11 protein-coding genes are annotated in these 13,993 nt (G+C 71.2%); 8 read left to right on the top strand and 3 right to left on the bottom strand.

Features of this window, described 5'->3' with window-relative positions; all coding sequences use genetic code 11:
• The first annotated feature begins 112 nt into the window (after positions 1-112).
• The 5 genes from ACSYGN_RS04690 (at position 113) to ACSYGN_RS04670 (ending at position 7,486) form a co-directional block, all read left to right on the top strand.
• The gene (locus tag ACSYGN_RS04690) at positions 113-511 is read left to right on the top strand and encodes a cold-shock protein (protein ID WP_460392105.1); all 399 of its coding nucleotides are present in this window, start codon (positions 113-115) and stop codon (positions 509-511) included.
• Positions 512-1,044: 533 nt separating this feature from the next.
• Positions 1,045-3,372, top strand: a complete 2,328-nt coding sequence (locus tag ACSYGN_RS04685; protein ID WP_460392103.1) for a GH92 family glycosyl hydrolase — start codon at positions 1,045-1,047, stop codon at positions 3,370-3,372.
• A gap of 144 nt (positions 3,373-3,516) precedes the next feature.
• Positions 3,517-4,860, top strand: a complete 1,344-nt coding sequence (locus ACSYGN_RS04680; protein WP_460392101.1) for a wax ester/triacylglycerol synthase family O-acyltransferase — start codon at positions 3,517-3,519, stop codon at positions 4,858-4,860.
• A 262-nt stretch (positions 4,861-5,122) separates the two neighbouring features.
• Complete coding sequence (locus ACSYGN_RS04675) at positions 5,123-6,643, top strand: SDR family NAD(P)-dependent oxidoreductase (protein ID WP_460392099.1); 1,521 nt, start codon at positions 5,123-5,125, stop codon at positions 6,641-6,643.
• Positions 6,644-6,796: 153 nt separating this feature from the next.
• Positions 6,797-7,486 carry a nucleotidyltransferase domain-containing protein gene (locus tag ACSYGN_RS04670; protein ID WP_460392097.1) on the top strand — a complete coding sequence of 230 codons (690 nt, stop codon included), beginning with the start codon at positions 6,797-6,799 and terminating at the stop codon, positions 7,484-7,486.
• 61 nt (positions 7,487-7,547) lie between these two features.
• Here ACSYGN_RS04670 and ACSYGN_RS04665 read toward each other — a convergent pair whose 3' ends face one another.
• Complete coding sequence (locus ACSYGN_RS04665; RefSeq protein WP_460392095.1) at positions 7,548-7,955, bottom strand: hypothetical protein; 408 nt, start codon at positions 7,953-7,955, stop codon at positions 7,548-7,550.
• Positions 7,956-8,448: 493 nt separating this feature from the next.
• Between ACSYGN_RS04665 and ACSYGN_RS04660 the strand changes: the two genes are divergently transcribed.
• Positions 8,449-8,622, top strand: coding sequence for a hypothetical protein (locus tag ACSYGN_RS04660; protein ID WP_460392093.1), 174 nt, complete (start codon positions 8,449-8,451; stop codon positions 8,620-8,622).
• A gap of 126 nt (positions 8,623-8,748) precedes the next feature.
• Here the strand turns inward: ACSYGN_RS04660 and ACSYGN_RS04655 are convergent, their stop codons facing one another.
• Positions 8,749-10,098, bottom strand: a complete 1,350-nt coding sequence (locus ACSYGN_RS04655) for an amidase (protein WP_460392091.1) — start codon at positions 10,096-10,098, stop codon at positions 8,749-8,751.
• Between the two features lie 272 nt (positions 10,099-10,370).
• Positions 10,371-11,381: a LacI family DNA-binding transcriptional regulator gene (locus ACSYGN_RS04650; protein ID WP_460403231.1), complete on the bottom strand. Its 1,011-nt coding sequence runs from the start codon at positions 11,379-11,381 to the stop codon at positions 10,371-10,373.
• 370 nt (positions 11,382-11,751) lie between these two features.
• On the opposite strand from ACSYGN_RS04650, the gene ACSYGN_RS04645 reads away from it, so the two are divergent.
• Together ACSYGN_RS04645 and ACSYGN_RS04640 are read left to right on the top strand one after the other, a co-directional pair.
• Complete coding sequence (locus tag ACSYGN_RS04645) at positions 11,752-13,044, top strand: extracellular solute-binding protein (protein ID WP_460392089.1); 1,293 nt, start codon at positions 11,752-11,754, stop codon at positions 13,042-13,044.
• A 6-nt stretch (positions 13,045-13,050) separates the two neighbouring features.
• Positions 13,051-13,986: a carbohydrate ABC transporter permease gene (locus ACSYGN_RS04640; RefSeq protein WP_460392087.1), complete on the top strand. Its 936-nt coding sequence runs from the start codon at positions 13,051-13,053 to the stop codon at positions 13,984-13,986.
• Positions 13,987-13,993 lie beyond the last annotated feature (7 nt).

The following is a 13,993-nucleotide window of genomic DNA, read 5'->3' as shown; positions in this document are numbered from 1 at the left end:
CGACGAGACCGCTGTGACCTGCGCCGTTCGCCGCACTTTCGGCTGGTACGATCGGCGGCGGATGCTGGCGCGGTGCTTTCGGGCGGTCGCCCGGAGTGGTTGGGGGTTCGTAGTGGTCACCGGTCGTGTGGTGAGGTTCGACAGTACGCGGGGATACGGGTTCATCACCCCGGATCATGGTCAGGAGGATGTGTTCCTCCACGTCAACGATCTGCTCATCCCCGAGTCCATGGTGCGTACGGGGCTCTCGGTCGAGTTCGAGATCGAGGAGGGCGAGCGCGGCCCCAAGGCCTCGTCGATCCGGCTCGCCAAGGGCGCCCCCCGTTCGACGTCGCCGTCGGCGGTGCCCGGCGACGACGCGCTGTGCGATGTGCTGCCGAGCGATGAGTTCACGCACGACGTGACCGAGCTGCTGCTGCACGGGGTGCCCAGCCTGACCGGGCAGCAGATCATGCAGATCCGGCACGAGTTCCTGGAGTTCGCGAAGAAGCAGGGCTGGATCGAGGACTGAGCCCCGGCTCTTTCCAGCCACTCCGGCCCGTTCACGGCCGTTCCGACCCCTCCGGCTGTTCAGGCCCCTCCTTTCAGCCCCTCCGGCGCTTGAGGAGCGGGGGTCCGGGGGCGGAGCCCCCGGGGACGGGAACGGGAAGGGGCGGCGGGGGCGAAATCCGCCTCGGGACCACACAGGGCCCACCCTCCCCGGCTGGCCAAAACCCTCCCCTGGACCCCGCCCCCTCCTTGTCATGCCCTCGACGCGGACCGCGGCCGCGTGCTGTCATGCCAACTGCTGTCCATGACAACGTTGTTACCGGCGTCCGCCTCCGACGACTGCTCTGAGCGGGCGAACCCTACCCGGCGCCAACCGCCGTACCCCGCCACGTCCTTGCCGAGTACACGCCCGCCCCGAAGAATGAGCGCCGCTGTGACAACGTTGTCCCAGTTTCTGAGGAGGCAATACCGCGAATGAGTGCGCCCCAGAGCACGTTACTGAGCACGTCCGAGAGCACACCCCCGAGTACCTCTCCGAGTACCTCCGCGAGCCCGGTGTCCGCCCGCACCGCCTGGCTGCGCCGTGTGACGAGAGCGGTGACCGCCGCCGCCCTGCTGGGCACCGCGCTCGCCGGGCCCTCCGCGCTGGCGGCGGAGAAGCAGGGTCCGCTCACCGATCTGGTCAACCCGTTCATCGGCACCCAGAACGAAGGGAACACGTATCCCGGCGCCGCCGTGCCGTTCGGCATGGTGCAGTTCTCCCCGGACACCGGCCACAACACCGGCTACGACTACTCCCAGAGCCGGATCCGAGGCTTCTCCCTCGTGCATCTCTCCGGCGTCGGCTGCGGCCTCGGCGGTGACCTGCCCGTGCTGCCGACCACCGGAGACGTCACCCGGACCGACTACGCCAAGTACGCCGCCGCGTTCAGCCATGACGACGAGTCCGCGAGCCCCGGCTACTACCGCGTCGGCCTCGACTCGGGCGTCAAGGCAGAGCTGACCGCGACAGCCCGCACCGGCGTCCAGCGCTACACCTTCCCCGCCACCGACAAGGCCAACGTGCTGCTCAACGCGGGCCAGTCGCTGCACCGCAAGGTCTCCACGCAGGTCGAGATCCTCGACAACCGCACCGTGCGCACCGCCATCACCGGCCGCGGCTTCTGCCAGAGCACCGAGCCCTACACCGTCTACACCGTCACCCGCTTCGACCGCCCCTTCACCGCCTACGGCACCTGGGACGGAAGCACCGTCACCGCGGGCTCGGCCACCGGACACGACGGCGCCTATGTCCGCTTCGACACCACCAAGGACCGTACCGTCGAGGCGACCACCGCCCTGTCCTACGTCGACGCACAGGGTGCCGCCGCCAACCTCAGGGCCGAGGGCGGGCGCTCCTTCGACGCGGTGCGCGGCGCGGCCCGGCGGGACTGGGAGCGGCGACTGGAGGACGTACAGGTGCAGGGCGGCAGCGACACCCTGCGCCGCACCTTCTACTCCTCCCTGTACCGGTCCTTCCTCGCGCCCAACATCGGCAGCGACGCCGACGGCCGCTACACCGGCTGGGACCAGCGGATCCACACCGCGAAGGGGTTCACGTACTACCAGAACTGGTCGCTGTGGGACACCTACCGCACCCAGTCGCAGCTGCTCTCCCTGCTCGCCCCGCGGGAGGCCCGCGACATGGCGATCTCCGTGATCAGGATCGACGAGGAGAGCGGCTGGCTGCCCAAGTGGGGTTACGGCACGGTCGAGACCAACATCATGACCGGCGACCCGGTCACCCCGTTCCTCACCAACGCCTACCAGCAGGGCCTGCTCAAGGGCTGGGAGGAGCGGGCCTACCGCGCGCTGAAGAAGAACGCCGACAGCGTCCCGCCCGCCGACTCCCCGGCCGTCGGCCGTGAGGCCGTCCAGGAGTACATCGCGAAGGGCTACGCGCCCTACATCGCCGGCCGCCCGCACACCAAGCACGGCGACTCGGACTACGACCACGGCGCCTCGGCCACCCTCGAGTACGCCCTGTCGGACGCCGTGCTCGCCCAGATGTCCCGCGACCTCGGCCATGACGCGGACGCGGCACGCTATGCCGCCCGCGCCCAGAACTACCGCACCCTCTACGACCCGTCGACCGGCTTCTTCCGTGCCCGCGACGCCTCCGGCGCCTTCACCGGACCGGCCGACCCCGCGCAGAGCGTCGGCTTCCACGAGGGCACCTCCTGGCAGTACCAGTGGCTGGTCCCGCAGGACCTGCCCGGCATGGTCGACCTGACCGGCGGCAGGCAGGCGGCCAACGACCGGCTCGACTCCTTCTTCGCCTACCAGAAGCTGCTCGCCGACCCCGCGAAGACGGCCCGTGAGGTCTGGGTCAACGGCCCCTACGCCTACTACAACGCGGACAAGTACAACCCGCAGAACGAGCCCGACCTCATCGCCCCGTACACCTATCTGTCCACCGGCCAGCCCTGGAAGACCACCGACGTCGTGCACGCCGCGCTGACCCTCTTCACCGACGGGCCGACCGGCATGACCGGCAACGACGACCTCGGCACCATGTCCGCCTGGATGGTGCTGTCGTCGATCGGCGTCTTCCCGGTGCAGCCCGGCTACGACACCTGGGGCCTGTCCACACCGGTCTTCGAGCGCGTCGACCTCAAGCTGGACCGGCATTACTACCCGCGCGACGGATTCACCGTCACCGCGCCCGGCACCTCGGGCACCGACCGCTACATCCAGACCGCCCGCACCAACGGCACGGCTTACGGCAAGACCTATCTGACGACCGGCGTGCTGCGCTCCCTGCGCACGCTGTCGTTCACGGTCGGCCCGCAGCCGTCTGAGTGGGGTACCTCGGCCAAGGCGGCCCCGCCCGCCCTGAAGTGACCTCAGTCGCCCCATGAGTCCCGCCCCTTTCGGAGGGGCGGGACTTAACCAGCTGTTAACTGAGCGTAGCTTGATCGTACTTGACCGTAATCGCGATCCAGCGATTGACTGCTTGTCCACCCGTCGCCGAGCTGAGGCAAGCCCTTGACCGCAGACCTGCTCGCTCCACTCGATCTGGCGTTCTGGCACATCGAGACCGACCGCCATCCCATGCACCTGGGCGCGCTCGGTGTCTTCTCGGCGCACTCGCCCACCGCCGGAGCCCACGCGGCCGACCTGCTCGCCGCCCGCGCCGCCGCCGTGCCCGGGCTGCGCATGCGCATCCGCGACGTCTGGCGGCCGCTCACCCTCCCGCCCGTCCTCCCGCCCGCGTTCGGCGGAGCGGCCCGCGAACCCGACCCCGCCTTCGACCCCCTCGACCATGTCCGGCTGCACGCCCCGGCCGACGACTTCCACGCCGCCGCGGGCCGCCTGATGCAGCGCCCGCTCGACCGGCGGCGGCCACCCTGGGAGGCACACGTCCTGCCCGGCGCGGACGGCATGTCGTTCGCCGTGCTGTTCAAGTTCCACCACGCCCTCGCCGACGGACTGCGCGCCCTCACCCTCGCCGCCGCCGTCCTCGACCCCATGGACCTGCCCGCCGCCCGGCCGCGTCCCGCCGAACCGCCCCGCCGGCTGCTCCCCGACGTCCGCAGCCTGCCCGGCACGGTGCGCGGCGCCCTCTCCAGCGCGGGCCGCGCCCTCGACATCTCCGCCTCCGTCGTCCGCTCCACCCTCCAGGCCCGCCCCTGCGCCGCCCTGGCCTGCGAACCGTCCGGCACCCGCCGCACCGCGGGCGCCGTCGTCGACCTCGACGACGTGCACCGGATCCGCAAGAGCGCCGGGGGCACCGTCAACGATGTCCTCATCGCCGTCGTCGCCGGTGCCCTGCGCCGCTGGCTCGACGAACGGGGCGACAGCAGCGAGGGCGCCGCACCCCGCGCCCTCATCCCGGTCTCCCGGCGCCGCCCGCGCACCGCCCATCCCCAGGGCAACCGGCTCTCCGGGTATCTGATAACGCTTCCCGTCGGCGACCCCGACCCGCTCGCCCGCCTCGGCGCGGTCCGCACCGCCATGGACCGCAACAAGGACGCCGGGCCGAACCGCGGCGCGGGCGCCGTCGCCCTGCTCGCCGACCATGTGCCCGCCCTCGGCCACCGTCTCGGCGGCCCGCTCGTCGGCCAGGCGGCCCGGCTCTGGTTCGACATCCTCGTCACCAGCGTCCCGCTGCCCAGCCTCGGACTGAGGCTCGGCGGCAACCCCCTCACCGCCGTCTACCCGTTCGCCCCGCTCGCCCCCGGCCAGTCCCTCGCCGTCGCGGTCTCGACGTACCGCGGACAGGTCCACTACGGCCTCGTCGCCGACGCCGAGGCAGTCCCCGACCTCGACCGGCTCTCCCGCGCGCTGGCCGAGGAGACGGCGGCCCTGCTCACGGCCTGCTCGGCCTGAGCGGGCAGGAACGGTTCGCTCGGCCTGAGCGGGCAGGAACGGGTTGCTCGGACCGAGCGGGGCAGGACCGGGCGCGGCCTGCTCGGCCTGAGCGGGGCAGGACGGGCGTGGCCCGCTCGGCCTGAGCGGGGCGGGCCCCGTGACGGTCGCGTTCGCCGACCGGGACGGGTTTGGAGGAGGGGCCCGGCGCTCCGTAGACTTCCCCGTTCGAAAGCGGACGCGGTCGGAGCGCCGCACGGGAGAAGCAGGGAACGGCAGCGCGATGACGGTGACAGAGGACGGCCCGGCCACGGGGGACGTGGTGTACGAGCCCGGCGCCGAGGAGGTGCGCGGACTTGACGGTGAGGCGCCGTACGGGCCCGGCGTCGACCCGGAGCGCCTCGCCGTCTGCCTCGCCGTGCTCCAGGAGCTGGACCAGCTCGACGTCGACCACCCGGACGCGGTCATGGTGCGCCGGGCCACCTCGCACATCTACCGCACGGTCAAGCAGCGCCGCCGCCAGGAGCGCCGCGCCGCCAAGACCGCCCACGACAAGTCGGTCACCGAGGCCACCGCCACCGGCTCCGCGCAGCGCATCGACGACGAGACCGAGGGCATCCTGCCGTCGTCGGTCACCACCGAGGGCCAGATCGCCGGCATCCTCCAGCGGCCCCGCTCCTGCTACATCTGCAAGCAGCGGTACACCGAGGTCGACTACTTCTACCACCAGCTCTGCCCCGGCTGCGCCGCCGAGAACCGGGCCCGCCGCGACGCCCGCACCGACCTCACCGGCAAGCGCGCGCTGCTCACCGGCGGCCGCGCCAAGATCGGCATGTACATCGCGCTCCGGCTGCTGCGCGACGGCGCGCACACCACCATCACCACCCGCTTCCCGAGCGACGCGATCCGCCGGTTCAAGGCCCAGCCCGACAGCGCCGACTGGATACACCGGCTGAAGATCGTCGGCATCGACCTGCGTGACCCCGCCCAGGTGGTAGCCCTCGCCGACTCGGTGGCTGCCGCCGGCCCCCTCGACATCCTGATCAACAATGCGGCGCAGACCGTACGGCGTTCCCCGCAGGCCTACAGCGAGCTGGTCGCCGCCGAGTCCGCCCCGCTGCCCGTCGGTGAGCTGCCCGCCGCCGAGGTGATCGGCACCTTCGGCTCCGGCGCGGTCGCCGAGCTCCCGGTCGCCGGGGGTGGCGCGCTCACCGCGCGGGACGTCACCGAGCTCGCCCTGGTGTCCGGCTCGGCGTCCCTGGAGCGCATCGCCGCCGGTACGGCCATCGACGCCGGTGGTCTGGTGCCGGATCTGCACCACACCAACACCTGGATCCAGCCGGTGGACGAGGTGACCCCGGTGGAGCTGCTGGAGGTCCAGCTGTGCAACTCCACGGCCCCCTTCATCCTCATCAGCCGGCTGCGCGCCGCGATGGCCGCCGCGGGCGCCCGGCGGACGTACATCGTCAACGTCTCCGCGATGGAGGGTGTCTTCGCCCGCGGCTACAAGGGCGCCGGTCATCCGCACACCAACATGGCCAAGGCGGCCCTGAACATGCTGACGCGCACCAGCGCCGAGGAGATGTTCGAGAAGGACCGCATCCTGATGACCGCCGTCGACACCGGCTGGATCACCGACGAACGCCCGCACCCGGACAAGGTCCGTCTCGCCGAGGCCGGCTTCCACGCCCCGCTCGACCTGGTCGACGGCGCCGCCCGCGTCTACGACCCGATCGTGCGCGGCGAGGCGGGGGAGGACCTGTACGGCGTCTTCCTGAAGGACTACGCGCCGGGCAAGTGGTAAGCCCGGCAGGGGAGTTGGCCTAGGCGTGGCCGGGGAGTCGGCCGTACGGGGAAAAATGCGGTGACCGGGGGCCCGGCGCCTCAGCACAATGGAGCGGCCGCCTGATCGTCGATCGCCGGTGGCCGATGATCCGTGCCGAGGGGGGCCTTCGCCGTGACCGCTGTTCCCAATGTCCTGCTGTCCGGCATCGTCGGCTCCACGGCCTACGGCCTCGCCCACGCGGGCTCCGATGTGGACCGGCTCGGCCTGTTCGCGGTGCCCACCGAGCGGCTGCACGGTCTGCACCAGCCGAAGGAGTCGTATGTCTCCACGGCACCCGACCGCACCCTGCACGAGGCGGCCAAATGGTGCAGGCTCGCCCTCGGCGGCAATCCGACCGTCATGGAACTGGTCTGGCTGCCCGACGAGTTGTACGAGGTGCGGACCCCGCTCGGCGACGAGCTGATCGGCATCCGCTCGACCCTGCTGTCCGCCCGCCGGGTGCGATCCGCGTACCTCGGCTACGCCACCCAGCAGTTCCGCCGTCTCACGAACAAGGACCCGGAGGCGAAGGGCCCGCGGGTCGCCAAGCACGCCCGGCACCTCAAGCGGCTCTGCCACCAGGGACTGGAGCTCTACACCACCGGGCGGCTCACCCTGCGGGTCGACGATCCGCAGGAGTACCGGGAGTTCGGCGAGCGGGTCGCCGCGGACCCGGAGGCGGCGCTGCCCCTGCTCAGACACTACGAGGACGCCTTCGACACCGTGGCCACCGTGCTGCCGGACCAGCCCGACGAATCGGCCGCCGAGGCTTGGCTGCGGCGGGTGCGCGAGCAGTTCTATTCGGCGGGGGTGGCGGCCTGATGCGGGCCGCCGGGTTTGGCGGACGGCGCGCGTTCGGCGTTCCGGTGAACGGCGCCGGGTGTCAGTCGACGGCACCCAGCGGCGAGTGCCGTTGCGCGACCATCTCCAGCACCGAGCGCCAGTCCTCCAGCACCCCCGCGTCGAACACCATGAGCCGGGCCTCCTCGGCCGCCTGGCGCAGGCACGGCAGATCACCGTCGGCGGCGGGTGCGGCGCCGTCGGCCTCGTACCGGTGGCGCCGTACGAGTCCGGCGATCCGCTCGCCCAGCAGCCGCCGTACCGCCTCGGGACCCAGCAGCCGGGCGACGCCCGCCACCAGGCCCGCCACCTGGAGCTCCTTGTCGGCGGGCCGGGCCCGGCGCAGCAGCGCGGCGGTGCGCAGTGCGTGCTCGTGCGGGTCGGCCGGGCCGCCGACGGTACGGCTGGCGTACAGCAGGTCCATCAACTCCTCGACGCTGCGCAGTTCCATGCCGTCGGTCCTCCCGCGAGACAACCCTTGCGGAAGGTCAGCAGATCAGGAACAGCTTGCGGCTCAGCCAACGCCACTTGAACTGCGCTGCTTGAACTGTGCCAGGCGGACTCGTCACCGTCCGCGCTCGCGCGTACGCACCGTATGGGCCGAACGAGTGAGGGATAAACCATCCATAAGTTAATGAACCATGTCAAGGTGTGCGTCAATGAGGTGAGTTGACGCGAGATAGTTACAGGTTGTTTGCAGCGCTATCGAGCGGACCTCTGCTCATTTGGTTAACCTTAGGTGGACGGGCAGCACGACGGGGTCCCACCCACACCCATGGTCCGTCCCGGGGCAGGCCGGTCCACATCGGCTCGCTTCACGCACGAGCCGAACGGCGCCACCGCGTCCGAACTGGAACTTCAGCAGCACCCAAGCGGGCTTCCGGCGCCGGATCGGACAGTGGCCGGTACGCCCCGAGGGTGATCCGACACATAAGGAGTGCGCGGTGACACCGGAGAAGACGAATCGAGATCAACGGCCCAAGGAACGTCCGGAGCGGGCGGGCCGCCGGCCGGGAGAGCTCCGCAGCCTCGACGTGTGGGCCCGGTCCGCCCCCATCCGTCTCGCGGGGTACGAGGACGACCTCGCCGAGGACCACATCCTGCCCAGCGTGGACTGACCCCGGCAGGGGTGGGGCAGCAGAGGAGCAGCCGCGGCCGGTGACGACCGGCCGCGGCTCCGTCGCGTCCAAGGCCTGTTCCAGGAACTGGTCCAGGGCCTGTTCCAGGGCCTGTTCCGAGGCCGGTCAGGGCCGGTCGAGCGGTGCCGTCCGCCGCCACGGGTGCAGCCGCTCCAACTGCCCCGCCAGATCCAGCAGCGTGGCCTCCGTGCCGGGGCGGCCGACCAGTTGGACGGCGCAGGGGGCGCCGGAGGCCAGCGTGCCGAACGGGACCGACATCGCGGGCCAGCCGGTGAGGTTCCACGGCGGGGTCATAGGGGAGTAGGCGGTGTTCGCGACGACATTGCGCAGCCAGCCCCGCTCGTGCCACGGCACGGACCTCGGGGAGCGGCGCGCCAGGGCCGGGGTGAGCAGGACATCGTGCTCGGCGAAGAACGGTTCGAGACGGCGGCGCAGCCGCTCACGGCCGTCACCCGACCGTACGGTCCCCACGAACCGGCGTCCCACCGCCGCGTGGACCCGGGTGCGGCGCGCGAGCCTGCCGGGGTCCAGACCCTCGGCGTCCACGGCCGTGCCCGCCGTCCAGTGCATGAGGGACGTGGTGCTCAGCGACATCGGATACGGCGGATCCGCGCGCCGCACCCGGTGCCCCGCCCGGGCGAGCAGCCGAGCCGCCGCCAGCACCGCGCTCGTATACGGCTTGGATATCGGTATCCCGGCGAGCGGGCTGCGCAGCGACACCGCGACATTGCGTGGGTCCGGGTCGTCGTGCCCGGTGAACTCCGAGTCCGCCAGGACCGACAGCATCAGCCGGGCGTCCTCCGTGGTGGTGGCGAGCGGGCCGTTCTCCGACATGCCGAACCAGTCCCCGTCGCTGATCCCGGCCGGTACGACACCGTGGCCCGGCTTGATGGTGACGAGGCCGCAGTTGGCCGCCGGTATGCGCAGCGAGCCCATGCCGTCGTTGCCGAGGGCGATCGGCACCAGGCCGGCGGCGACCGCGGCCGCGCTGCCGCCCGAGGAGCCGCCGGCCGCGCGGGCCGGGTCCCAGGGGTTGACGGTGCTGCCGAGCACGCCCTCCGTGCTGCCGAAAACACAGAGTTCGGGCACGTTCGTCAGCCCGACGACCACCGCGCCCGCGGCCCGCAGCCGGGCCACGGTGACATGGTCGCCGTCGGACGGTGTGTCCGGGGTCGCGAGGGTGCCGATCCGCTTGGACTCGCCGGTCACGGCGAGATTGTCCTTGATTGCCACGGGGACGCCCGCCAGCGGCAGCCGGTCGAGGTCCGGGCGGGCGGCCACCTCGTCCGCCTCGGCCAGTGCGGCCTCGGCGCGTACGGTGCGGAAGGCGCCGATGCGGCCGTCGTACCGCTCGATGAGGGCCAGCCGCTCGGCCACCACCTCGCGCGGAGCGACCCGCTTCTCGCGTACGGCGGCGGCGATGTCGGCGGCGGTCCGGCCGGTCCAGCTGGTCACGGGCGCTCCTCGGGAGGGTGCGGATGTCACCGTTACCGGTGAGTAGGCGTGATGGCTTGAGGAGAACTCTGCCTTGGTGCTCGCGCTGCGTCGAGAGGCCGTTGCGCGTGGAGTCGCGACCTAAGCGCGCTCCGCTGGAGGTGCCACGATGTGCCGTCTGTGGTCCGCGGCACCGTCGTGGCTGGTCGCGCCCCGCGGCGGCGCCGTATGCCGGCACAGCCCCACGCCCCTTCAGGGCGCAGCCACGCGGCCGCCTTCGAGCCGCGCCCCCCTCAACTCCCCCTGACCACCCCCGTGCTGTCCCGTACGATCAGCCGCGGCACCGGTACCCGCACCGTCCGCGCCGGGCCCCCGTCGAGGAGTGCCGTCAGCTCCCGTGCCGCCGTCCTGCCGAACTCCACGCTGTCGCGGGACAGTGCCGACAGCCACGGCTTGAGCATCCGGCACAGCGCCGAGTCCTCCCAGGACACCACCGACACGTCCGCCGGTACGGAGAAGCCCAGTTCGGCGGCGGCGGCCACCCCGGCGACGGCCATCACGTCGTTGTCGTAGACGATCGCCGTCGGGGGAGCGGTGGACTCCAGCACCCGGCGGGTGACGGCGGCGCCCTCCGCGTCGGAGTAGTCCGTGGACAGCGAGCGCACCTCGGCCAGCCCGTGCCGCCCGGCCTCCGCACGCAGGGCGCGCACCCGGCGCTCGGTGTGGGCCAGATCCGCGAGCCCCGCGATATGGACGATCCGGCGGTGGCCCAGCGCGTACAGCTCGTCCACCAGCGAGGCCATCGCCTCCGCGTCGTCCGCCCACACCGAGGACAGCCCCGGGTGCCGTTCGTCCGGCGCGCCCCCTATCACCACGGCGGGCAGGCCGAGTTCGTCCAGCAGATCCGGGCGGGGATCCTCGGTGCGCGGGTCGACCACCAGCACACCGTCCACCCGGTGCTCGGCCCACCAGCGGCGGTAGACGGCGCACTCGTCGGCGATGTCCGCCGCGATCTGGAACAGCAGCCCGAGGTGCCGCTCCGCCAGTACTTCCTGGATCCCGGACACCAGTTGGAGGAAGAACGAGTCCACACCCAGCTTGTCCGCGGGCCGGGCCAGTACGAAGCCGACCGTGGCCGCGCCCTCGCCGGACAGCGCGCGGGCCGCGGTGCTGGGCCGCCAGCCGAATTCCTCGGCGACGCGGCGCACCCGGTCGCGGGTCGTCTCGGAGACCCCGGGCCTGCCGTTGAGCGCGAACGACACCGCGCTCTCGGAGACCCCGGCGCGCCGTGCGATGTCCTTCATGGTCGGCCGGCGGGCCGGGGAACGCTTTTCTGACAACCTTGTCCCCTTTTCGCGTGACGCTTGCACTAAAGCGCTTGAGGTGCGATAACTCTAAAGCGCATTAGCGATCAGCCGCAAGGAAGCGGCCGACAAGCCTTCGGGCTATCTCGGCCTGCCCTGACCTGTGCTGATGTCGGCCGATGTGCAGGAAAGCGCAACTAAAGAATTTAGCTGAGTCGAATACATTGACGCGCCCGCAGCCGGTGGGCAGAGTCTGGCGCGGCGTCACCGGCCGACACCGCCGTTCGTACCGCCGCGGCACCGTCGACTCATCTCCCCGACCACCCCACCACCACACCACCGCACCACCGCTGCCAAGGAGTCCACCACCGTGCGCATCTCCCGCAGAGCCTTCGCCGCCGCTGCCGCCGTCGCCCTCGTCCTGCCGCTGAGCGCCTGCGGCTCGGGGAGCGACTCGGGCGGTTCCACCGACGCCTCGGGCAAGATCGAGGGCGACATCACCTTCCAGACCTGGAACCTCCGGGCGAACTTCAAGCCGTACTTCGAGGGCGTCGTCGCCGGCTTCGAGAAGAAGTACCCCGGCACCCATGTGAAGTGGATCGACCAGCCCGCCGAGGGCTACGCCGACAAGATCAGCGCAGACGCCGCCGGCGGCACCCTGCCGGACGTCGTCAACGTCTCCCCGGACCTCGTCGCCCCGCTCGCCCAGGCCGGCCTCGCCCTCGACCTCGACAAGTCCGCGGCGCAGTACAAGAAGGAGTACCTGGCGGGCGCCTGGGCCAGCCATCAGATACCGGGCACGACCGGGACGTACGCCTTCCCCTGGTACCTCAACACCGGGCCGCTGTTCTACAACAAGTCCCTGTTCCAGCAGGCCGGGCTCGACCCCGCCCAGCCGCCCAAGACGTACGACGAACTCTTCACCGACGCCCTCGCGATGGCGAAGAAGAGCAAGGGCAAGGTCGCCACCCTCGCCAACGTGCCCACCATCGAGGACTTCGGCCGCTACGGCGTACCGCTCATGAACGGCAAGGGCACCGGCTTCGCCTTCGACGACGCCAAGGGGGTGCAACTCCTCACCAAGTACAAGGAGCTGTACGACGCCAAGGCCCTCGACCCGCAGGCGCTCACCGCCACACCGGAGTCCTCGGGCAAGAAGTTCCTCACCGAGGCCGTCGCCATGAACCCCGGCAGTGCACTGGACCTGGAGAACTTCAAGAAGCAGGCGCCGAACCTCTACAAGAACATCGGCATCACCGACCAGATCACCAGCACCGGCCACGTCAACATGTACGTCATGGGCGTGATGGTCAACTCCCGTACCAAGCACACCCCGGCCGCCGTCGCCCTCGCGCACTGGGTCACCGACGCCGCGCACCAGATGTCGTTCGCCAAGAAGGTCGCCATCTTCCCCAGCACCGCGGGCTCCCTCGACGACCCGTACTTCACCAAGGGGGACGGCACCGATGTGACACGGGTGCGCATCGCCTCCGCCAGGTCACTGAAGAACGCGGTCAATTACACGCCGGTGCTGTTCAGTGAGCAGATGAAGACGGCGCTGCGCAACGAGGTCGCCAAGGCGCTGCAGGGCAAGGAGAGCCCCAAGGCGGCGCTCGACAACGCTGTCAAGGCGTGCGACCGGCTGCTCCAGCAGCAGGGCTGAGCGCCGATGGCCACCGCGACACCCACCGTCACCCAGGCCGGAGGCACCCGGGCGTCCCGGCCCCCGGCCCGGGTGCGGCGCCAACTGCCGCTCAGCCCCTGGCTGTTCGCCGCACCCGGACTGCTGGTCACCGGCGCGTTCATCCTCTACCCGTTCGTCTCCACCCTGGTCAACGCCTTCACCGACCGCCGCACCCTGGTCCCGGGCAGCTTCGTGGGCCTCGCCAACTTCCGTGAGCTGCTGCACGACGAGATGTTCTGGACCGGCCTGCGCAACAGCACGCTCTACGTCCTCGGCGTCGTCCCCGCCCTGGTCGTCCTGCCGCTGCTGCTCGCCATGCTGGTGCAGAAGAACATCCCCGGCATCACCTTCTTCCGGTCCGCCTTCTACACCCCGGTCGTCGCCTCGATCGTGGTCGTCGGGCTGATCTGGGTGTGGCTGCTCGACGAACGCGGCCTGGTGAACGCCCTGCTGGAGGCCGTCGGAGTGGGACGCGTCGGTTTCCTCAGCGACCAGTGGCTGCTTCTGCTGAGCGCCATGGCGGTCACGGTGTGGCGGGGCCTCGGCTACTACATGATCATCTATCTGGCGGCGCTCGCCAATGTGCCGCGCGAACTGCACGAGGCCGCCGCCGTGGACGGCGCGGGCGCGGTGCGCCGCTTCTTCACCGTCACCGTGCCCGCCGTCCGCTCCACCATGGTCCTCGTCGGCGCGCTGTCCTCGGTGTCCGCCTTCAAGGTCTTCTCCGAGGTGTATCTGATGGCGGGCCCCGACGGCGGCCCCGCGGGCGAGGACACCACCCTGGTGATGCTCGTCCAGCGCACCGGCACCGGTCTCACCGGTCGCGTCGGCTACGCCTCCGCCATCTCCGTCGTGGTCTTTGTCGTCACCGTCGCCCTGATGCTGCTGGTACTGCGCGCCGACCGGAGGGACGGGACATGAGCACCAC

Source organism: Streptomyces sp. YIM S03343, assembly GCF_054729195.1.
The sequence above is the reverse complement of the archived record's forward strand: the minus strand, read 5'-3'. Positions and strand labels throughout refer to the sequence as shown.